Consider the following 19,859-nt stretch of genomic DNA (forward strand, 5'->3'; position numbering starts at 1 on the left):
GGGTGGTAAAACCATGCAAAGTCAGAAATATAGGATGGAGTTTGTAGTTCACTATCATGAAGTCAACCCTGAAGAGCAGGCGACGCCCTTGACCCTGCTTTATTATTTAGAGGATGCTGCGATTGCTCATTCGGAGTCAGTAGGATATGGGCTTGCCCAGGTAAAGGATGAAGGGCTTGCTTGGATCTTAAATCGTTGGCATCTCCAAATGGATCGGTATCCAATACTCGGGGAAAAGGTCACCATTGAAACATGGCCCTCTAGCTTTGAACGCTTTTATGGTAGGCGAGAATTCCTGATTTGGAATATGAACCAAGAGATCATCGGCAGGGCTACCTCTTTGTGGATTTTTTATAATATAGTAACAAAGCGACCCTCCCGAATTCGCTCTGAGTTCGGAGAGGCCTATGGTCTTGATCCCGTGCGAGCAATTGACGACCCCTTTGCTCCCCTTCAAGCTATTGGGACAGGTGCCGGGGAAGCTGAACAGGGGTTTTCTGTCAGACGGAGTGATATTGATACCAATGGGCATGTCAATAATGCCAGCTATCTTCAGTGGATGATTGAAGTTGTTCCTGAGGACACCTATCAGAATAGTAAGCTTGCCTCCTTAGAAATCCAATATAAGAAAGAAACAACGTACGGGTCGAGCATTTGCTCGAAATGCCTAAGAGAGGGTCCGGATCGCCAACAATCAGTGTGTAGACATGTTATACTCGCAGAAGATTCGGGTCAAGAGCTTGCGATAGCCAAAACTGTTTGGGTTGGGCGGTAAGTGATTGGGGGTATAAGTTTGGATAAGTTAACTCGTCAACGTGAACTGGTCAAAAGCATTGCCACTGAACCGTGGGTACATACTTTGCAAAGCTTAGCCAAGACACTTGGAGTGACCCAAACCACGGTGGTCAGAGATTTTGAAGAAATGAAGGATAACGGTTTTCAGTTCATTCAGGATGAACGAGCAACCATCTATCTGCAGGTGAGCGGTTGGAATGGGGTCATGCCAGTTAAAGCATCGACGCTCAGACAAATGGAACTCTTGCGGATTTTAACAGCTACCCCTCAAGGGGTGACCCTTACAAAAATTTACAAGCGATTTAATCGACGGGATGAGGAAGACGTCAGCACTAAAACTTTGGAGCGGGCCTTGAAAGACTTAGAGAAGAAAAACCTCATTAAGCGAAGGGGGGAGGAGTATGTGGTTTGTGCGGAACACTTATTACCCCCTCTCCAGTTAGCGGAGCGAGAAAAGACCCTGCTTTTTGAGGCCTTAAAAGTTGCTCGTGCCCTTGCTCCAATCCCAGAAGAAATGAAATCTCTAGAGGCTAAACTCAAACTATGGATTGGTGAAAATGCCAATCCCCGCGAAACCTTGTTTGTTCACGGGAGAACCCCGACCCAAGATGTACATCACAGTCAGTGTTGTGTTCATCTGGAAGAAGCAGCTCGCAATAAAAATAAAGTTAATATCCTCTACCGCAAGCAAGAGGGGTCAGCGCGACACCTCAAACTGAACCCTTTGGGGATTGTTTATTATTGGGGCCTTGATAATTGGTATCTCATTGCTCAGGATGAAGGGGATCAAAAGATAAAAACCTACCTGGTGAATCGCATCTTAGATGTCACTCGGTTGGCCGAGACATTTTCTCCTGTTGAAGGATTTGACTTAAAAAAATGGTATCAATATGCCTGGGGAGTATACCGAGATCAATCCCCAGTACCGGTAATAATACGTTTCCATGATCATTACTCGACGTTAAGCCGCGTCAGAGCGGAACTAGCCAAACGGGAAACCTGCACCTTGACCGAAGATAAAGACGGCCTCTTGATGAAAGACCAAGTTGAAGGGCTCGATGAATTAGCGGTTTGGTTACGAGGGTTTGGAGCGGGGGCAGAGGTTATAGAGCCTGCTCTGCTCCGGGCAAAGGTGACTGAGGAATTCACGCGACTCCTACAAATGTACGGAGGTGATGTGCATGGACTCGATTGAGCGTATGGGGAAAATCTTGGCCTTAATTGAAGCCCACCCCGAGGGGATATGCGGGCGCGCCTTAGCCGATGGATGCGGTGTTCCATGGGGGACGATGAAACAGGATTTGAAAGTGTTGGTTTCCACGGTCGAAAATCCTATCCCCTTGTACACTGATCGTGATGAAGAAAATAATGCATTTGAAGAGGATTTATTTCTGCCGGAGGTCAAATGGTTCATGGCTACAGCCCAAAAATGCTACACACCCGTTCATCTGAACGTTCGAGAAGGAGTAGGAGTACTGGCAACACTTGATTTTCTTCAAGAAGACAATAGTTTGAAAGAAGGGCTAAGACAAAAAATTCTGTCTGGGTTTGACTTGGGGGAGGAAGAGACCTATCGCTATATCAAAGGGGAACTTGCCCCTTTAGAGCCTATTCAGGGAAAAACTTTCCCCATTATTGAAAACGCTATACGGACTAACCAACGGTTAACGATTGCGTTTAATGGGCGCAAGATAACAGTGGACCCACTTGGTATTGTCTACTATTCGCGTTTAAGGTGTTGGTATTTGGTTGCTCGACAGGGTGATACTATCAAAACTTATCATTTGAACAAGGTCCTGGAAGTGCAGGAAACTGGTGAGTCGTTTGTTTACCCGGAAGGGTTTTCACTGAAGGCTTGGTTTGGACCCCGTTGGGGGATGGAATATGGGGATTTGATCCGTGTCAAAGTACGTTTCTTGAATCGTTCGCAAACTGTTGCCAAGGTACACAAAGACGTAGCTCATCGTGCAAGTGAATTGACTACGTTAGAGGACGGATCACTTCTCTTTGAAGATGACATTATCGGTGTCAATGAGTTTATTACCTGGGTTTTAGGATTCGGTTCTGCGGCAGAAATTATAGAACCGGTGGAGCTTCGAGAACTTATTCTTAAACGAGTTAGAGAGACACTCGGCAATTATCAAGAGGAAGTATATTAGCCCGGTTTAATAATTCGAGCCAATTCTTCGATAGATCGGTTTAATTAATAACTTCCATAGACCTCCCCATCAACGATTACGGGGTATGATAGAGAAATGCACCTTATTTAGTTTAGTTTTTTAATACCTGATATCTAATATTCCCGAGAATGACAGAAATATGGGTATGCATCGAAATGTCTCCCCGCTCTGTTAAATAGTGTTTAAGTAGGATTGAAATGTGAAAGGAAGATTCTTATATGCTAAAAGATTGTAAAGATGGGGAACGGTTTGAAGGAATTCTCCTTGTCAATGAATGGAAAGAAGTTCCCTTTCGACAAAAGCCTGGAGCATATCTCTCCTTGACGTGCCAAGATCGGTCGGGGATGATTCAAGGAAAAATGTGGAACTATGACCCGAAAGTCCTTGAATGGCTCAATGATCAAGATATTTTCCGCGTCAAAGGGGTTGCTTCTGAATACCGTGGCACACTGGATCTTACGATTGAAACAATACGGATCCCTAGGGAAGAGGTTGATCTATCCGACCTTTTGCCGAGTTCTCCTGTCACTGCGCGAGAGTTGGAAGATCGCCTAAACTCCCTTTTAGATAAGATCAAAAAACCTGAACTTAAAGCCTTATTAGAACAGTTTTTAATCCACCCGGTATGGGGTCCCGCCTATCGACAAGCCCCTGCGGCCATGAAAATCCACCAAGCCTATCTGCGCGGTCTTTGGGAGCACAGTGTCAGGGTGGCTGAGATTGCAATAGGGATTGCTGGGAATTACCCAAAAATGGACTGTGATTTAGTTATAACTGGCGCACTCTTACATGATATCGGTAAGATCGGGGAGTATTCTTACACCAGAGGGATAAAAGTGACAACCGAAGGGCGACTCCTTGGGCACATTATCTTAGGGATCGAAATTTTAACTGAGGAAATCTCCAAAATCCCAGGTTTCTCACGTGAGTTGCGATCAAAGTTACTGCATGTTATTACGAGTCACCATGGGAAATATGAATGGCAATCTCCAAAAAGACCAAAGTTAATGGAAGCGCTGGTGATCCACTATGCAGATGCCATGGATGCTGAACTTTTCCATTTTGAGCAAGCCATAGAGAACCATCCAGAAGACGAATGGTCTCCTTATATTCCTAGTATGGAGCGTTGTCTTTATTTAAAATAGCCTGCGCAAATGGCCCTAGATGAAGGTAAGAAAAGTATATGCTGCTTACACCATAATAATAAAATGATCGAAAAGAGGTAAAACAATGCGTAGAAATGATAAGGAAATCACTGAACAGAAAGCGTTAGACGAGATCATGAAGAAAGCTCAGGTGTGTCGACTAGGAGTATCGTATGAAAGTATGGCCTATATAATCCCGATGAGCTTCGGCTACGCGGATCGGGTGCTGTATTTCCATTCTGGACCAGAAGGTCTGAAGTTATTAATCCTTAAGGAAAATCCCAAGGCCTGTTTTGAAGTAGATATTGATACGGAGGTTATTCCAAGTGAGAAGGGGTGCAACTGGTCGATGCGGTATCAGAGTGTCATTGGGTTCGGAGAGGTTGAATTCATTGAGGATATCGATGGGAAGAGAAAAGCCCTTCAAATCATCATGCAACAGTATGGGGGTGATTTGAAGATGGTTGAGGATGCTGGATTGTCGGGAATTACTATTTTTAAGTTAGTAGTTAGTTCAATGACGGGTAAGAAATCAGGTTATTAGATAGGGTTTGATATTCGCATAGATTTAATAACGCTGTGTTGTCGAAGGGAATGCCGGTGGCTTTCCTTTAGAACTATTTGTCGATTAGGAGTATATTTAACGCAATATACTCCTAATTTTTTTTATTTCTTTTATTTTGTCAATAAATGTTTAATTTGTGAGATATTTTTTTCAAGGATAATCCAGTTTATTAATAGAATCTTACTAGGTATTACAAAAAGGCAAGGGTCACTGGTTGAACTTATTGAAAAGAGTGGGGTGGAAGATGTCTACAAACAAGGTGATCAGCGAACTCGAACAAAGAGTTGCCTCATTGGAAGCGGCTTTAGTGGAGGCACGGAACTATAGTGGGACTTGGGAACGTATTTTCAAAGAGAGCTATTGGGGCATAATGGTTTGCGACGCGATCACTGATGAATTGATTAAAGTGAACATTTGTTATGCGGAAATGCATGGATATAGCATCTCGGAATTATTGGGCAAAACAATATACGATGTTTTTGCGCCAGAGTATCATAGTGACCTTCCAGAAATCATTCACAGGATACATGATCATGGTCATCATGAGTATAATTCAGTTCATATTAGAAAAGATGGAAGTTGTTTTCCCGTACATACTGATAGTTATGAAGTGACTGTCGATGCGCGGCGCTTAAGGATTGTTTCTGTCTGGGATATTACCGAGAGTGAGTTGAAAGAAAAAGAATTGTGTCAGTATCGGGAAAGCTTAGAGGAATTGGTCAGATCTCGGACACGGGAATTAGAACACAGCAATGAACAGCTGCGAATGGAAATCATTCAAAGAAAAGCTGCCGAAAATGAACTCGCTATAACAAATCAACGAATAATTAATACGATGGAAAGTATTAGCGACGGATTTATAACCATTAACCGTCAGTGGATTATAACTTTTGTTAATAAGGCCATAGTTAAAGTACTCGTTGAGAACGGCATTCACGATAATTTCATAGGAACAAACTTTTGGGAAGTGTATCCTCATGTGAATAGGAAGATTATCGATGACAATTGTCTAAAAGTGATGAAAGAAGGGCAGCCAAAACGATTTGAGGCCTTTGTAACACAAATTGGACAATGGTTGGAAATAAGTATTTCTCCAACAGAGAGTGGGATTTCAATTTTTTCTCGCAACATTGACGAACGCAAGAAAATCGAAAAGGCGGTAGAGGAAGAACATCAACGTCTATATTCGCTATTTCATAGCTTTCCCGGCCTTATATATGTCCAAGAGGATAATCACAACATACGTTTTGCTAACAGTAATTTTCAAGCGAAGTTTGGTCCATACGAAGGGAAACCCTGCTATGAAGTTATCGTTGGGTTGAATACCCCCTGCAGTGATTGTTTACACCGAATTGATACAAAGGACTTTAAATCTCGATGGAAAGAGGTAGTTTTTGATAATCGGTTTTACGAAGTATATGCTCAGCCTTTTACCGATGCTGATGGGTCAAGGTTAGTCTTCAAAGTACTTCTCGACATAACTGAGAGGAAGAATGCTGATCGGGAATTAGCCCGCTTGGAAAGACTTAATATGGTTGGGGAAATGGCAGCAGGTATCGCCCACGAGGTGAGAAATCCTTTGACGACGGTACGCGGTTTTTTGCAACTGCTCACCACTAAGGAAAATACTAAGCAATATCAAGAATTCTATGAATTAATGATTGAAGAACTTGATCGGGCAAATTTTATCATTTCCGACTTTCTGAGTCTGGCTCATGATAAAACGTTTGATTTTGAATTAACAAATATTTCGGAGATGGTAAGGAACCTGTTTCCTCTTCTGGCAGCAGATGCACTCAATCAAGACAAAGAAATAATCCTAGAGCTTGAGCAAGTCCCAGATATTTTAGGAAATATAAACGAACTTCGGCAGTTACTTTTGAACATAACAAGAAATGGACTTGAAGCAATGCCAGTCGGCACGATTCTAACGATTCAAACACTAAGGGTAGAAGAGGATATAATACTTAGAGTTTGCGACCAGGGAGCGGGAATTGATCCGGTGATCTTCGAAAAGCTTGGTACTCCTTTTATGACAACCAAAGATCAAGGGACTGGATTAGGGCTGGCCATCTGCCAGACAATAGCCGTACGTCATCATGCAGTTATTAGTTATGAATCAAATTCGTCAGGAACAACCGTTACCGTTAAGTTTCCAGGAGTTAAGTAAAGAGTAAAGAGACGGTTTGAAATAATGTGTTGGGGTCTTGGAAATTGCATAAAAAGAGAGGAAGGAATCTAATAGATAAGACTAGGGGTTCGGTTCTCTCTTTTATACTGATTGGAGTCTTGCAATGGCTAAACTAAAAAAGCCCTTGACAGGAGAGTGATGCTTTAATATATTAAAGGGGAAAAGTAACTGCTCAAGGAGGTAAACTTATGTCTAGCGATGAACGTTTACAGAATCCGTTAACGGACGCCTTATTTGAAGCCGTTTTATTGCTAAAAGATAAAGAAGAGTGTTATCGGTTCTTTGAAGATATTGCGACAATCGCAGAAATTAGGGCGCTGGCCCAGCGTCTTGAAGTTGCCAAAATGCTGCAGAGAAATGACACCTACACTGCTATTGGGGATGTGACAGGGGTGAGTACGGCGACAATCAGCCGTGTTAAGCGCTGTTTGAATTTTGGAGCTGATGGGTATCAACTGATACTAAAACGTTTGCAGGAGCAAAGCAAGTGAACTCATTCTAGTGGGAGTTTTACTAATGAAAACTTGATTATTTAAGATAGAAGGAGTATAAGAATAATGTTAAGAACAAATCTAGGACAACGCATACCAGAGGGGATGCGTGACTTATTACCGGAGGAAGTTGCTGTGCAAGAGCGCCTAGAGAATGATATTCTTGCGCTTTTTCGTCAGTGGTCTTATCAGAAAGTGTTGACTCCAACTCTTGAATTTTGCGCTTGTGTTCAACCAGATATCGAGCAGGACAACATATTATACAAATTTTTTGACCGTGAAGGACGTATTCTAGCTTTGCGTCCAGAACTGACGATGCCGATAGCCCGTCTTGTTAGTACGCGCATGCGCGGAGCAGAGTTACCACTTCGTCTGTGTTATGGAGCGGATGTTTATCGAAATACCAGTGTTAGGCATAGAGAGTTTAGGCAAGTAGGGGTAGAACTTGTCGGTTCTGACCAAGAACTAGCTGATGCAGAGGTGATCGCGCTCGCTGTGGAAGCTATCGCAGCATTGGGCTTAAAAAACTATCAGTTTAATCTTGGACACATGGGGATTTTTTCAGGACTCATGCTGGAAGCCGGGGTTGACGAAGGGATGCAAGCTAAACTGGAAGAAGCGTTAGCGCGCAAAGACATGGTTGGCGTGGAAAGCTGGGTAAGTCTAAGTGGGTTACCGGAACGCGTTCAGGAGCTACTACTTCGGTTACCTCATTTTCACGGGGGAGAGGAAATTCTCGATGAAGTTCTCGGTTGGAGTGAGCGACCAGCGATTCGCGAGGCGGTTGAAAGTTTGAGAAAAATATATCGATATTTAGACGACTTTGGTGTACAGGCAAATGTATCGTTAGACTTAGGAATACTCCGCGGTTTTTCATATTATACGGGGGCGGTTTTTGAAGGATATGTTCCAGGAATGGGCTTTCCATTGGTTGAGGGAGGGCGTTACGATACGTTGTACGCAGATTTCGGAGTTCCACAACCGGCAACTGGGTTTGCTATTCACCTCGGAAATCTGTTAGAACAATTCTCACTTTCACCTGTGAAGGGAGCCGATGTTTTGGTTTATGGTTCAAATGTCACGCAGGTCATTCATCAGTGCCAAGCGTTAAGGGCACAGGGAAAACGAGTGGAAATGTCACTTGGATCGATAGATGGTGAAGCTGCTCAGAAAATGGCGTTAAGAAAGAATATTTCTGAGGTTTTGTGTGTCAGGGAGTCAGTATCTTAGCCCCGCACATGTTCCCGCGCTATTCACTTGTCGCTAAGGCTAAAACTCAAAAACCTTATACTTACTGCATGTGCGACTGTTGCGTTTCTTAACGCCATAGCGGCTGAGTTCATTGTCGCGCTTCCTCTCTTTGTGGGTCAATCTACTATAGTGTACAGAACAATGATGACTAATATTAGCGTTGCGTTTAAAATACATCTGGATTAAGGAGTGTTAGAATGCGTAAAATTGCTGTACTTACTGGTGGCGGGGATTGTCCGGGGCTTAATGCTGTGATTCGGGCGGTTGCTAAAAGCGCGCACCAATATGGACTAGAGGTGCTTGGAATTAGGGACGGTTTTCGTGGAGCGGTAGAAGGGGATTTTATGCCCTTGACGTTAAAGGAGGTCTCAGGTATTTTACCGCGTGGTGGGACAATTCTAGGTACAACAAATCGAGACAATCCCTTTGCATATGAAACAATAGTAAATGGGACAGCTCAGATACTCGACCGTTCAGGGGATGTAATACGTAATTTAAAAGATCACGATGTAGATGCCTTACTAGTGATCGGAGGGGACGGTAGTTTAAATATCGCTCTTAAGTTTGCCAATCTTGGGCTCAATGTGATCGGAATTCCCAAAACAATTGACAATGATTTGATGGCTACCGATCAAACCTTTGGTTTTCAGACAGCCGTGGATACAGCTACTGAGGCCTTAGACCGTCTACACACTACAGCGGAATCTCATCACCGGGTCATGGTGCTCGAAGTTATGGGGCGCTATGCAGGATGGATTGCCTTGTATGCGGGTGTCGCCGGAGGAGCTGATGTGATCTTAATTCCGGAAATTCCGTATACTCTTAACCGGGTGGCGCAAGCCATTCAAAAACGGGCAAAACAAGGGAAGAAATTCAGTATCATTGTTGTGGCAGAGGGCGCCAAACCCCGGGGCGGCGAGATTGTGGTTGAGCGACTGGTCTCGGGACGCTTCGATCCGATCAAGTTGGGAGGCATTGGAGCTAAAATAGGCAATGACCTCGAAGAACAATATGGGCTGGAAACCCGAGTGACGGTGCTGGGACATCTCCAACGCGGGGGGTCCCCCAATTCGTATGATCGAGTACTTTCTTCTCGTTATGGCGTAGCTGCGGTTGATGCAGCGTTAGAAGAGGAATTTGGGATCATGGTCGCCCTGCGGGGCAGGGATATTGTAAGAGTCCCACTCAACAAAGCGGTCGATAAGCTTAAACAAGTGCTCTTAATTGATCCTTTGCTGATAGCGGCTCGTAATCTAGGTCTAGAAATGGGAGATTAATCCTTAATGAGGAGCGGAATGAACAATGGGTGAGAAATTAACTCTAGCTGGGCTGGAGAGCTTCCTTGATGACACCTGCGATTCTTTACGTAAGGATAGGGACGCTAAGGAACTAAAGGAATACGTTATTGCCATACTTTTTTTAAAACGTTTAAACGATAGCTTTAATTTAGAACGTGAGATTAGGCGTAATAAGCTTAAGGCGAAGGGGTTAACTGAAGCTCAAATTGAAGATGAACTAGAAAAAAGGGAAGTCTATCGCTTCTTTGTACCTAAGATCGCTCGTTGGAAGAACATAAAACACCAGACAGAAGAGTTGGGACCTTATCTAATCAAGGTTTTCGCTGAGATTGAGCAGATGAATCGGGGTTGCCTTGGTCTATTAAGCACAGTAGACTTTAATAAGAGGCTAGAAAATGGGGATGAATACATTACGAATGCTGATCTGCTAGAGTTAATTAAAGATTTTGACGAGCTACAGTTAACGGATGACCATTTAGCTTTCTAACTTGCAAGGTTTTATTTATTTTGTTTTGTTTTGTTTAAACATTATCCCAAAGAAGAGACAAGCCTTTATAAGGCCTGTCTCTTCTTTGTACTGTCGCATGTTATAAGTTTAAATTATAGAAGGAATACTCGATAACCATAAAGCGGAATTCGGAAAGTATAATTTCTAGATAATTCGAATCATAGTATCCAACTTTTTTGAGGAGATTGGTTCTAGCTGTTTACTTGTAGTAAGCCTACATAGACATGAACATCAATGCCGTCTACTGAAAAATGAATTGCTATTGTCTGAGGTACAGGCAAAGTCGCTTGTCCGTTCTTGCCAATCAATAGGAGTGGTGGCGAAATATCTAGACCGCTGATGCCTGCCTTGGCAAATTGAGTACATGCATTTGCACAAACCATATTACCCATCTCAGAGATCGCACTCTGAGCTAAGGAATCCAACTCTGTCACATCCATACCCATCATCATTTTTGAAGCGAATTGTTTTGCGGAATCCAAACTCATACCAATCAATATTGCACCTTTTAATACCCCAACCAGAGAGATATGTACCAAAACCCCATCATAGTCTAACGTTGATCCAACTAGAGAAATACTTCGCCTTTCTACCGATTGAAAACCAATTTGAGGAAGTATATCTGTAAAAGAAACGACCAGTGGATTTATTATATTTATATCCACGATGTTGCCCCCTTTTTGAAGCCAATTCCTAAAAAGATAGGTCCAAACGTTGTTTGGGCATAGGATGCATTAATTTTTAAATTTGGGCTCGTAATCTCGGTTTCAGTACTGTAAAACACACTTGGAGGAGAGACTCGTAAACTATACGCTTTATCCTTTTTATTCAGTATCGAGCAAGCTATTCCCGCCACAATATTGGAAAGCTCCGCTACCATAGCCAATACTTCCTCCCGGCTTTTACTGGGACGCCGCAAAAGAGCTTCAACCATTTTATCCGCAGTTTCAACCGATAAATCCATAATCATTGATCCGGAATGTCTGCCAATTATGCCTATGACTGTTGTGATCCCCTGAGACACATATTGAGTTTCAAAAGTGTTCATAGGAACAAAGGATACTGGGGTTTTGCTCATGCGAGTAATATTCTGAGAGAGAGCTTCATTAAAAGTCTCAAGGCCCAACTCAATTAATTGCTCATACAGAGAGTCAGGCGACAATATATTCTTAATTATATTAATGAGGAGCTCTCCATCGACTGGCTTCTGAATATAACCAGCAATTCCTATACGCTTAGCTTCTGCCTCTGTTTCTTCATCTTTCATTGAACTTACAAGTATTATTTTGGCCGAGGGATCATTCAGTAGGAGCGCTCTACTACATTCAAATCCGTCAGCTCCAGGCATGACAATGTCCATCGTAACAATGTCTGGTTGGCAATTATCGTATGTTTCTAGTAAAGTATCAAATGATTCTGCCTCCCCAACAACTTCACACCCTCCTAGACGTAAGGTTTCTGCTATAAGTGTTCTGGAAAAAAAAGAGTCATCAACAATCATTACTTTAGTTACACTCATCTACACGCATTCCTCTCAAAGTTCAATTTATGATAAATAAATCCAAAGTATGATGTTTTGCCTTAAAACATCAACAATTTCTATTATAGCATGTTCTTAGGCCATTTTAGGCCATTTTAGGCAATAAAACAATCTAGTTATTTACTTAATTAATTTGACGAAAACCTCTTGTCAAAAATAAATAATATGTTGCCAAAGCAAAAGGACATTGTTATAATACTAATATGTTAATGCTTTAACTAACTAAAGTAATGAACTGGATTGAATTACCCATAAAACTTTAGTTATAACGGGATATTGGAAGGGGATAACCTAGTGGAACAAGATTTTTTGACCATTGCATTGCCTAAAGGAAAGTTACTGATTGACTCCATCCAGTTATTGAGTCGTATTGGAATAGAATGTAGCCATGTTAACGAAGATTCTCGGAAGCTGTTCTACGATCTCCCAGATAGTAAAGTTAAAATTATTATTTGTCGTGCCACTGATATTCCAACGTTTGTCGAATATGGGGCTGCAGATCTTGGTATTGCAGGAAAAGACACTTTGTTAGAAGAGAATAAAGATGTGGCTGAATTACTGGACCTCCGATTTGGTTATTGTCGTTTTGTAGTTGCTATGCCGGAAGCGAGTGTTCCGCCCAAGCTTCCTAATGGTAAATATGATTTAAGTGGGCTGAACCACCAACGAGTGGCTACGAAATTTCCTCGTGTGGCCGAGACCTTTTTTAACGGATTGGGCATGCAGGTACATCCTATTAAATTACATGGAAATATTGAGCTTGCGCCGTGCGTCGGTCTTGCAGAAATGATCGTAGATATTGTTTCTACAGGAAAAACTCTTAAGCAAAATCACTTGATTGAGGTTGCTCCAATTCTTGAGGCTACGTCTCGCTTGATCGCTAACCGTGTATCCTATCGTATGAAATACCAGCGGATTAGAAATTTAGTAGAACGTTTACGTGAAGACTTACAAGAGAACTTATTGGCAAAATAAGATGAAGAGAATGAGGGACGTTCATGAAGATTGAGAATATTAAGGACATCGATTTAAACCGTCTCACTCGAAAATCCTATGGAGACGATGCAAACCTAGAGCAGCGTGTAGCAGACATACTCAAGCGTGTCCGTGAAGATGGTGAAGAGGCGGTATATCAACTGACTGAAGAATTTGATCACAATAACCTGCGACTAAGCGGTTTGAGAGTATCAGAGGAAGAAATCCAAGGGGCCTATCAAGACGTGAGTAAGGATTTTTTAGAGGCAATGCGAACTGCGAAGAGAAATATCTTGAGGTATCATGAGAAGCAGAAACGAACCTCGTGGTTAGAGCCAGATCCAGACGGGAGTATTCTCGGGCAACTACTACTTCCTCTCAAGCGCGTAGGTATTTACGTTCCCGGAGGGACGGCTTCCTATCCGTCTTCGGTCTTGATGAACGCTTTGCCCGCTGTGGTAGCTGGAGTTAAAGAAATCGTGATGGTCAGCCCGCCCCGGGCCGATGGCACGCTACTACCTGAAGTTTTGGTGGCAGCGGCTGAAGCTGGGGTGACGGAAGTTTACAAAGTAGGGGGAGCTCAAGGGATTGGTGTTTTAGCGTTCGGGACGGAGACGATTTCTCCCGTGGATAAGATAACTGGACCGGGGAATATCTATGTGACTTTAGCTAAAAAGCAAGTTTTCGGAATCGTCGATATAGATATGTTGGCCGGACCGAGTGAAATCCTAATCTTAGTAGACGAGACCGGACGCCCAGAAGAATTAGCCGCTGATTTGCTTTCCCAGGCTGAGCATGATCGTTTAGCCTCGGCTATATTAGTATCCCCTTCTCGTCCCCTTCTCGAGCAGACCTTATTAGAAGTAGAGCGGCAGCTCAAAGATTTACCCCGTGCTGAAATCGCCAGGGCTTCTTGGGAAAGTTATGGGGCAGCAATTCTTGTGTCGGATCTTCAAGAAGGCATGGATTTGGCCAATAAAATAGCTCCAGAACATTTTGAACTGGTCGTGGAGGACCCATATTCCTGGTTAGGGCAAGTCCGAAATGTCGGCGCGGTCTTTCTAGGAAGGTATTCCCCTGAACCAGTTGGTGATTACTTTGCGGGACCAAATCATGTTTTACCGACCGGAGGAACGGCTCGGTTTTACTCTCCCCTAAATGTCGATACCTTTATGAAGAAGGTCAGTGTCATCGGATATTCGGAAGCAGCCCTGAAAAGGGATGCTAAGCAGATTGCCTTACTCGCTCGCAGCGAAGGATTAGAAGCGCATGCCCGCGCCGTGGAAGTGAGATTTAAAGAAAAGTTTGAAGAAAGGGAGAGGTAAACGATGGAAAAAGTGTTATGTAACCCCGAGAGCTTAGTTCGCCCTGAAGTCCTACATCTCGTTCCTTATGAAACTAAGCATCTGCCCGAGTGCATTAAACTCGACGCTAATGAAAATCCCTTTCCCTGGCCAGCAGGGATGCAAGAGTCATTGTATAAAGAGAAACTAGCGTTTAACCGCTATCCGGACGGAATGGGCGGGGACCTCAGAAACGCCATAGGAACTTACACGAAAGTTTCTCCAGAAGGTATCCTGATAGGTAACGGATCAGATGAATTGATCCAACTTATTTTACTGACCTTTGGTGGCTCGGGGAAATCCTTAATTATTCACCCGCCGACCTTCGGCATGTATCAGATTTACGCTCGTTTGACCGACACTACAGTAGTGCCAGTTCCTTTGTTAAATGGGCTAGATTTAGACACAGAGAAAATGTTGGAGGCAGCAAAGTCCCCGGAAGCCCATGTGATAATCATCTGTAATCCTAATAACCCGACCGGTTCACTGTTCCCTAGAGAAGACATTCTCCGACTAGTACGGGAAAGTGGTAAAATAGTGGTGGTTGACGAGGCTTATGCAGAGTTTGCAGAGGAAACTCTCATTCCCGAGCTGGAAAGCTACCCAAACTTAGTGATCCTGCGGACGTTCTCTAAATCCTTTGGCATGGCTGGACTTCGTTTAGGTTATTTGCTGGGACAACCAGAGACTATTGACCTTATTAACAAGGTGAGGCCACCGTTCAATGTCAATTCATTTAGCCAAAGGGTGGGGATACTTGCCTTAGGTTACTTAGGTGAGTATCAAGCGCAAATTCAGCAGATCAAGGTGGAAACCCGTAAGTTACATGAAGGACTAACTCAACTTCCAGACGTTGTGGTCTATCCGACTCGGACGAATTTTATCCTCTTTAAGCCTGAGGACCCTGATGGATGGGCTGATGAGTTGTTGAAGCGGGGATTTCTCGTCCGTAACATGGGAGTTCTCCCCGTTCTCGGAAGATGCCTGCGCATTAGTGCGGGTTTACCCGAAGAAAATGAGGGTTTTTTACGAGCGATTCGAGAGATCAGTAAAGGTTTTAGGAACACTTAAGGCAGTGTTACACATCTAAGATGCATGTAAGGATCGAGAGGAGACCAATACCATGAGAGAAGCTAATATTGAACGAAAAACGAAGGAAACAGAGATCAGCGTTCGCTTGAATCTTGATGGAACGGGAGAAGCTCAAGTCGAAACAGGGATTGGTTTCTTTGATCATATGTTGATAGCTTTTGCTCGATTTGCCTATATTGATCTCGTGCTTCATGCCAGCGGGGATTTAGAGGTAGATGCTCACCATACGATCGAAGATTGTGGGATCGTTTTGGGACTGGCATTACGAGAAGCTTGCGGTGACAAGGTAGGGATCGAACGGATCGGGGAGGCTCTTCTTCCCATGGACGAAGCCCTTGTTCAAGTGGCCTTGGATATCTCCAATCGTGCCTACCTAGTTTGGGCTGTAGATTGTCAAGATGGTATGCTCGGCGAGTTTCCAATCGAGATGGCAGAAGAATTTTTCCGAGCCTTAGCAGTACAGAGCGGACTTACCCTGCATGTTAGACAACTTTCAGGTAAGAACCGTCATCATATTATGGAAGCTGCTTTTAAAGGAGTCGGAAGAGCCCTAGGACTTGCCGTGCGCAAGAACACTCGATATAGTGGTATACTTTCAACCAAAGGAGTTTTATAAAGTGATAGGCATTGTAGATTATGGACGGGGAAACTTGAGAAGCGTTGAAAAGGCGTTGGAAAAGGTCGGGTTTGAGGCAACTATTATGACCTCTCCTGAGGACCTAGACGGAGTGGATGGACTCATACTTCCAGGCGTTGGCGCGTTTGCTGATGCCATGGAAGCTTTAAACAGTGGGAGGTGGATCCAACCACTCATTCAGTTTGCCCGCTCCGGGCACCCATTTCTGGGGATCTGCCTTGGGATGCAGGTTCTCTTTGAGGTTGGAGAAGAACATGGTGAACATGCTGGCCTAGGACTCCTAGAGGGTCGTGTTGTTAAATTCCCGCCTGGTGGGAAGATCCCGCATATGGGTTGGAATACCTTAAGCCATGAACAACCTTCTCGATTATTAGAAGGGATTCCTAACCAATCCTATTTCTATTTCGTTCATTCGTATTATGCGCAACCGAGTGAGAAGCATGATATTATAGCGAGTAGCGATTATGGAATCGTCTTTCCTGCCGTCGTAGGCAAGGATAATGTCTGGGGGGCACAGTTTCACCCAGAAAAATCAAGTCCCTGGGGCCTTCAACTACTGACTAATTTTGGAAAGTGGGTGAATGACTATGCTGCTCTTTCCAGCCATTGACCTAAAAGAGGGGAAAGCGGTGCGCTTGTTACAGGGGCGGATGGAGGATTCCACAGTATATTCCGATAACCCCGTTGACTTGGCTAAAAGCTTTGAGAGTCAAGGTGCCGAGTATCTACATATTGTTGATTTGAACGGGGCTTTTACGGGGAAGCCAGTCAATGATGAAATGATCCGACGAATTGTCGGTAGTGTTGCGTTGAAAATCCAGATAGGGGGCGGAATCCGCACGATGGAGCGGATAACGGAACTTATAGAGTTAGGGGTCGAACGGGTTATATTAGGGACGATCGCTGTCAAAAACCCAGAGTTGGTGGCTGAAGCAGCACGTCGCTACGGAAATCGAGTCATTGTGGGCATTGATGCAAAAGAAGGCTTGGTTGCGGTTCAAGGCTGGGCGGAAACAACGGAAATGAAGGCCATAGATTTAGGAAAGGCTATGAAAATAATGGGAGTCCAAAGTGTGGTTTTCACAGATATTGCACGGGATGGGATGCTTCAAGGACCAAATATCGAAAGTACAGTACAAATGGCCCGAGAAACTGGTCTATCTGTGATTGCCTCTGGAGGAATTTCCACCTTGGCAGACCTGAAAAACTTGCAGGCCGAGGCCATTAAAGGAGTTTCCATCGAAGGGGCAATTACCGGAAAAGCACTTTATAGCGGAGCTTTTACCCTGAGAGAAGCTTTGGAAGCGGCTCATTTCATCCCCCGCGATGGAGAGAATGGGAACGGGAGGGAAGGTCATGTTAAGTAAGCGGATCATTCCCTGTTTAGACGTCCATGACGGGCGAGTGGTCAAAGGGACTAATTTTGTACAGTTGCGCGATGCTGGGGATCCAGTGGAACTAGCGGCCCTCTATGACCAAGAAGGTGCCGATGAGTTGATCTTCCTCGATATCACTGCTTCATCAGATAACCGCGAAACAATGGTGGATGTGGTACGACGAACGGCTGAACAAGTCTTTATTCCTTTCACGATCGGAGGTGGACTGCGGACTATCGAGGATATTCGCCGTATGCTCAGAGCCGGAGCGGACAAAATCGCCCTTAACACCTCAGCAGTCCAGAATCCACGGCTCATTCAAGAAGGGGCTCATGCCTTTGGAAGTCAGTGTATCGTATTAGCCGTTGATGCACGAAGTACGGTACCGGGTAAATGGGAAGTCTATATTCACGGAGGAAGAACGGCGACGGGCAAGGATGTTTTGGAATGGGTTGCAGAAGCAGAAGCACTCGGTGCAGGAGAGATCCTCCTAACTTCCATGGACCGGGACGGGACTAAGGTTGGATATGAGTTAGAACTGACTAGAGCTGTGAGCAGAGCTGTCTCTCTGCCCGTCATAGCCAGTGGTGGGGTAGGAACATTGGAGCATTTAGCAGAAGGGCTAACACTTGGGGAAGCTGATGCCGTCTTAGCAGCATCGATCTTTCACTACAAGGAGTTCAGTATAGAGGAAGCTAAACGGTATTTGGCTCAGCGGGGGATCCTAGTCCGTAAAACAGGGGGACTTGTGGAGGAACTTCTATGACATAGAACTGCTCCTGGGCTTGTGCCTTTCGGGGACGGTTCTGGAACTGAATGAAGATAGTAAAGGTATTTGGGGATGAAGGGTTAGGGGGACGGCACATTTCATGTGCACCGTCTAGCCCCTAAGGGCGGACCACGAACCTCGAACTACGAGATGGAAGGTAGAGATAAAATGGATGCGAATCAAATCGAGGACTTAAATTTATCGGGGATCTGCTGGGACTCTCACGGACTTGTTCCTGCGATTGTCCAGGATGTAGAGACTAAAGACGTTCTGATGCTCGCTTATATGAACGAAGAGTCTTTGCGGCGAACACTGCAGGAACGTAAGGCCTGTTATTATAGCCGGAGTCGGCAATCCTTGTGGTTGAAAGGGGAAACCTCAGGTCATTTCCAGGAGATCATCGATATCAAGTTTGACTGTGATCAGGATGCATTGCTGCTGACTGTGAAACAAACTGGGATGGCTTGCCATGAAAACCACTTTTCGTGTTTTCACTATGATTTGAGCAACGAGGGATTCAAGGTCACTGGGGAGCCAGAAGTAAGGCCCGAGCCAACACTAGGGAGAACCATGGAAATGTTGACCGATGTGATTCACTCTCGAAACCTTGAACGGCCAGAAGGGGCATATACGACATATCTTTTCGAAAAAGGGATTGATAAAATCCTTAAAAAGGTCGGAGAAGAATGCGCTGAAGTTATTATTGCTGCTAAGAATTCAGATCCAGAGGAGATCAAATGTGAAGTGTCGGATTTGTTCTATCATGTCCTAGTGATGATGGAAGAGCGAAGGGTTGGGGTTAAAGAAGTTGCAAGAGAGCTTCTTAAGAGACGGAAGTAGGCGTACTATATCCCTATAAACAGGTTCAGACGTTTTTATAGAATGAAAAATCCGGTAATCCTAGCTCTATGAGGATTGCCGGATTTTTATGCTTGCAGATTGGCATTGATGGAATCTTTAAATGCATCGTTTTAGCCAGCATTACCAACAATATGGAATATATAGTTTACATATTGAATATTATAGTGTATGATATGCAATGTAAGGAGGGGCGATATTTGAAGAATCTTAAATTGAAATCAGCAAGAGCTATTTTAGATTTGTCTCAAGAGCAATTGGCAGAAGCAGTCGGCGTAACAAGACAGACAATCGGAATGATTGAAGCGGGGAAATTCAATCCATCATTACAGTTGTGTATAGCTATATGCAAAACGTTAGGTAAAACATTAGACGAGATTTTTTGGGAGGTACAATCATGAAAGATGAAAGAATTGAACAGGCTAAGTTAAAAATGAGAAGCGAAATGGCAATTATTATTTTATATGGCGTAGCTTTATCATTTTCAGTGAAAAATTTGGTGTTTAAAATGAATTTTCAAGAAAGTATTATTGAATATTTAATTTTAATATTTTTCCCGCTCTATCAGTTTATAAGAATGCATATGATGAAAGTAAGTATTTACAGTGAGCGTGGGAATAAGCAATCTATAAAGAATCTGCTTATAACAATTGTAATCCTAGTGGTTGCATCGGCGGTGTTAATTTATAATTCAATGAAGAACTCAGCAGTGTATGACTGGCAAAGCCCAGTAGTTTTCCTATTCATATTTTTAGCATTATTTGTAGCAATCTTTTTTATTGCCAATAAGTTTAATCAGCACAAAGGTCATAAGTACGAAAAAGAATTTGATGACTAAATAAACG

The 19,859-nt window shown here is 43.7% G+C and carries 22 protein-coding genes; 20 read left to right on the forward strand and 2 right to left on the reverse strand.

Annotated elements, in window-relative coordinates; all coding sequences use genetic code 11:
* Nucleotides 1-13 precede the first annotated feature (13 nt).
* From E4K67_RS10660 to E4K67_RS10705, 10 genes are all read left to right on the forward strand, one after another.
* Complete coding sequence (locus E4K67_RS10660) at nucleotides 14-775, forward strand: acyl-[acyl-carrier-protein] thioesterase (protein ID WP_135546414.1); 762 nt, start codon at nucleotides 14-16, stop codon at nucleotides 773-775.
* Between the two features lie 18 nt (nucleotides 776-793).
* Complete coding sequence (locus E4K67_RS10665) at nucleotides 794-1,990, forward strand: helix-turn-helix transcriptional regulator (RefSeq protein WP_135546416.1); 1,197 nt, start codon at nucleotides 794-796, stop codon at nucleotides 1,988-1,990.
* On the forward strand, nucleotides 1,977-2,954 hold the full coding sequence (locus E4K67_RS10670; protein WP_135546418.1) for a helix-turn-helix transcriptional regulator: 978 nt from the start codon (nucleotides 1,977-1,979) through the stop codon (nucleotides 2,952-2,954). Before E4K67_RS10665 ends, E4K67_RS10670 begins: the two co-directional genes overlap by 14 nt.
* Nucleotides 2,955-3,193: 239 nt before the next feature.
* The gene (locus E4K67_RS10675; protein ID WP_135546420.1) at nucleotides 3,194-4,120 is read left to right on the forward strand and encodes a 3'-5' exoribonuclease YhaM family protein; all 927 of its coding nucleotides are present in this window, start codon (nucleotides 3,194-3,196) and stop codon (nucleotides 4,118-4,120) included.
* An 85-nt stretch (nucleotides 4,121-4,205) separates the two neighbouring features.
* Nucleotides 4,206-4,664 (forward strand): pyridoxamine 5'-phosphate oxidase family protein, encoded by a 459-nt coding sequence (locus tag E4K67_RS10680; protein ID WP_135546422.1) that lies wholly within the window; start codon nucleotides 4,206-4,208, stop codon nucleotides 4,662-4,664.
* Between the two features lie 265 nt (nucleotides 4,665-4,929).
* The gene (locus E4K67_RS10685; RefSeq protein WP_135546424.1) at nucleotides 4,930-6,855 is read left to right on the forward strand and encodes a PAS domain S-box protein; all 1,926 of its coding nucleotides are present in this window, start codon (nucleotides 4,930-4,932) and stop codon (nucleotides 6,853-6,855) included.
* A gap of 209 nt (nucleotides 6,856-7,064) precedes the next feature.
* Nucleotides 7,065-7,367, forward strand: a complete 303-nt coding sequence (locus E4K67_RS10690) for a YerC/YecD family TrpR-related protein (protein ID WP_135546426.1) — start codon at nucleotides 7,065-7,067, stop codon at nucleotides 7,365-7,367.
* A gap of 66 nt (nucleotides 7,368-7,433) precedes the next feature.
* The gene (hisZ, locus tag E4K67_RS10695) at nucleotides 7,434-8,597 is read left to right on the forward strand and encodes an ATP phosphoribosyltransferase regulatory subunit (protein ID WP_135546428.1); all 1,164 of its coding nucleotides are present in this window, start codon (nucleotides 7,434-7,436) and stop codon (nucleotides 8,595-8,597) included.
* Between the two features lie 218 nt (nucleotides 8,598-8,815).
* Nucleotides 8,816-9,895 (forward strand): 6-phosphofructokinase, encoded by a 1,080-nt coding sequence (locus E4K67_RS10700; protein ID WP_135546430.1) that lies wholly within the window; start codon nucleotides 8,816-8,818, stop codon nucleotides 9,893-9,895.
* 25 nt (nucleotides 9,896-9,920) lie between these two features.
* Nucleotides 9,921-10,403: a type I restriction-modification system subunit M N-terminal domain-containing protein gene (locus tag E4K67_RS10705; RefSeq protein WP_135546432.1), complete on the forward strand. Its 483-nt coding sequence runs from the start codon at nucleotides 9,921-9,923 to the stop codon at nucleotides 10,401-10,403.
* Nucleotides 10,404-10,615: 212 nt separating this feature from the next.
* On the opposite strand, the gene E4K67_RS10710 is transcribed toward E4K67_RS10705, so the two are convergent.
* Nucleotides 10,616-11,089 carry a chemotaxis protein CheX gene (locus tag E4K67_RS10710; protein WP_135546433.1) on the reverse strand — a complete coding sequence of 158 codons (474 nt, stop codon included), beginning with the start codon at nucleotides 11,087-11,089 and terminating at the stop codon, nucleotides 10,616-10,618.
* Nucleotides 11,080-11,943 (reverse strand): response regulator, encoded by an 864-nt coding sequence (locus tag E4K67_RS10715; protein WP_243454411.1) that lies wholly within the window; start codon nucleotides 11,941-11,943, stop codon nucleotides 11,080-11,082. The genes E4K67_RS10710 and E4K67_RS10715 overlap by 10 nt, the downstream gene beginning before the upstream one ends.
* A gap of 315 nt (nucleotides 11,944-12,258) precedes the next feature.
* Between E4K67_RS10715 and hisG the strand changes: the two genes are divergently transcribed.
* The 10 genes from hisG to E4K67_RS10765 all read left to right on the forward strand — a co-directional run bounded on the left by hisG (nucleotide 12,259) and on the right by E4K67_RS10765 (nucleotide 19,852).
* The gene (hisG, locus tag E4K67_RS10720; RefSeq protein ID WP_135546434.1) at nucleotides 12,259-12,939 is read left to right on the forward strand and encodes an ATP phosphoribosyltransferase; all 681 of its coding nucleotides are present in this window, start codon (nucleotides 12,259-12,261) and stop codon (nucleotides 12,937-12,939) included.
* 23 nt (nucleotides 12,940-12,962) lie between these two features.
* The gene (gene hisD / locus E4K67_RS10725) at nucleotides 12,963-14,264 is read left to right on the forward strand and encodes a histidinol dehydrogenase (RefSeq protein WP_135546435.1); all 1,302 of its coding nucleotides are present in this window, start codon (nucleotides 12,963-12,965) and stop codon (nucleotides 14,262-14,264) included.
* A gap of 3 nt (nucleotides 14,265-14,267) precedes the next feature.
* On the forward strand, nucleotides 14,268-15,353 hold the full coding sequence (gene hisC, locus E4K67_RS10730) for a histidinol-phosphate transaminase (RefSeq protein ID WP_135546436.1): 1,086 nt from the start codon (nucleotides 14,268-14,270) through the stop codon (nucleotides 15,351-15,353).
* Between the two features lie 52 nt (nucleotides 15,354-15,405).
* Nucleotides 15,406-15,990 carry an imidazoleglycerol-phosphate dehydratase HisB gene (hisB, locus tag E4K67_RS10735; protein ID WP_135546438.1) on the forward strand — a complete coding sequence of 195 codons (585 nt, stop codon included), beginning with the start codon at nucleotides 15,406-15,408 and terminating at the stop codon, nucleotides 15,988-15,990.
* A gap of 1 nt (nucleotide 15,991) precedes the next feature.
* A complete protein-coding gene (gene hisH, locus E4K67_RS10740; RefSeq protein ID WP_135546440.1) occupies nucleotides 15,992-16,621 on the forward strand; it encodes an imidazole glycerol phosphate synthase subunit HisH in 630 nt (209 codons plus the stop codon).
* Nucleotides 16,599-17,378 (forward strand): 1-(5-phosphoribosyl)-5-[(5-phosphoribosylamino)methylideneamino]imidazole-4-carboxamide isomerase, encoded by a 780-nt coding sequence (gene hisA, locus E4K67_RS10745; RefSeq protein WP_135546442.1) that lies wholly within the window; start codon nucleotides 16,599-16,601, stop codon nucleotides 17,376-17,378. Before hisH ends, hisA begins: the two co-directional genes overlap by 23 nt.
* Nucleotides 17,368-18,153, forward strand: coding sequence for an imidazole glycerol phosphate synthase subunit HisF (gene hisF, locus E4K67_RS10750; protein ID WP_135546444.1), 786 nt, complete (start codon nucleotides 17,368-17,370; stop codon nucleotides 18,151-18,153). Before hisA ends, hisF begins: the two co-directional genes overlap by 11 nt.
* Before the next feature lie 171 nt (nucleotides 18,154-18,324).
* Nucleotides 18,325-18,996, forward strand: coding sequence for a bifunctional phosphoribosyl-AMP cyclohydrolase/phosphoribosyl-ATP diphosphatase HisIE (gene hisIE / locus E4K67_RS10755; protein ID WP_135546446.1), 672 nt, complete (start codon nucleotides 18,325-18,327; stop codon nucleotides 18,994-18,996).
* A gap of 218 nt (nucleotides 18,997-19,214) precedes the next feature.
* Entirely contained in the window at nucleotides 19,215-19,415 is a 201-nt protein-coding gene (locus E4K67_RS10760) for a helix-turn-helix transcriptional regulator (RefSeq protein WP_135546448.1), read from the forward strand.
* A complete protein-coding gene (locus E4K67_RS10765) occupies nucleotides 19,412-19,852 on the forward strand; it encodes a DUF6773 family protein (RefSeq protein WP_135546450.1) in 441 nt (146 codons plus the stop codon). The genes E4K67_RS10760 and E4K67_RS10765 overlap by 4 nt, the downstream gene beginning before the upstream one ends.
* Nucleotides 19,853-19,859 lie beyond the last annotated feature (7 nt).

Origin of the sequence: Desulfosporosinus fructosivorans (genome assembly GCF_004766045.1) — a bacterium.
Lineage (GTDB): Bacteria > Bacillota > Desulfitobacteriia > Desulfitobacteriales > Desulfitobacteriaceae > Desulfosporosinus > Desulfosporosinus fructosivorans.

Bases quoted from the DNA above. Each gene is read 5' to 3' on its own strand.
- E4K67_RS10700 (WP_135546430.1), top strand. From the start codon at position 8,816: ATGCGTAAAATTGCTGTACTTACTGGTGGCGGGGATTGTCCGGGGCTT.
- hisF (WP_135546444.1), top strand. From the start codon at position 17,368: ATGTTAAGTAAGCGGATCATTCCCTGTTTAGACGTCCATGACGGGCGA.
- E4K67_RS10660 (WP_135546414.1), top strand. From the start codon at position 14: ATGCAAAGTCAGAAATATAGGATGGAGTTTGTAGTTCACTATCATGAA.
- E4K67_RS10705 (WP_135546432.1), top strand. From the start codon at position 9,921: ATGGGTGAGAAATTAACTCTAGCTGGGCTGGAGAGCTTCCTTGATGAC.
- E4K67_RS10670 (WP_135546418.1), top strand. From the start codon at position 1,977: ATGGACTCGATTGAGCGTATGGGGAAAATCTTGGCCTTAATTGAAGCC.
- E4K67_RS10690 (WP_135546426.1), top strand. From the start codon at position 7,065: ATGTCTAGCGATGAACGTTTACAGAATCCGTTAACGGACGCCTTATTT.
- E4K67_RS10715 (WP_243454411.1), bottom strand. From the start codon at position 11,943: ATGAGTGTAACTAAAGTAATGATTGTTGATGACTCTTTTTTTTCCAGA.
- E4K67_RS10675 (WP_135546420.1), top strand. From the start codon at position 3,194: ATGCTAAAAGATTGTAAAGATGGGGAACGGTTTGAAGGAATTCTCCTT.
- E4K67_RS10765 (WP_135546450.1), top strand. From the start codon at position 19,412: ATGAAAGATGAAAGAATTGAACAGGCTAAGTTAAAAATGAGAAGCGAA.
- hisZ (WP_135546428.1), top strand. From the start codon at position 7,434: ATGTTAAGAACAAATCTAGGACAACGCATACCAGAGGGGATGCGTGAC.
- E4K67_RS10680 (WP_135546422.1), top strand. From the start codon at position 4,206: ATGCGTAGAAATGATAAGGAAATCACTGAACAGAAAGCGTTAGACGAG.
- hisIE (WP_135546446.1), top strand. From the start codon at position 18,325: ATGGATGCGAATCAAATCGAGGACTTAAATTTATCGGGGATCTGCTGG.
- hisD (WP_135546435.1), top strand. From the start codon at position 12,963: ATGAAGATTGAGAATATTAAGGACATCGATTTAAACCGTCTCACTCGA.
- hisA (WP_135546442.1), top strand. From the start codon at position 16,599: ATGCTGCTCTTTCCAGCCATTGACCTAAAAGAGGGGAAAGCGGTGCGC.
- E4K67_RS10685 (WP_135546424.1), top strand. From the start codon at position 4,930: ATGTCTACAAACAAGGTGATCAGCGAACTCGAACAAAGAGTTGCCTCA.
- hisB (WP_135546438.1), top strand. From the start codon at position 15,406: ATGAGAGAAGCTAATATTGAACGAAAAACGAAGGAAACAGAGATCAGC.
- hisC (WP_135546436.1), top strand. From the start codon at position 14,268: ATGGAAAAAGTGTTATGTAACCCCGAGAGCTTAGTTCGCCCTGAAGTC.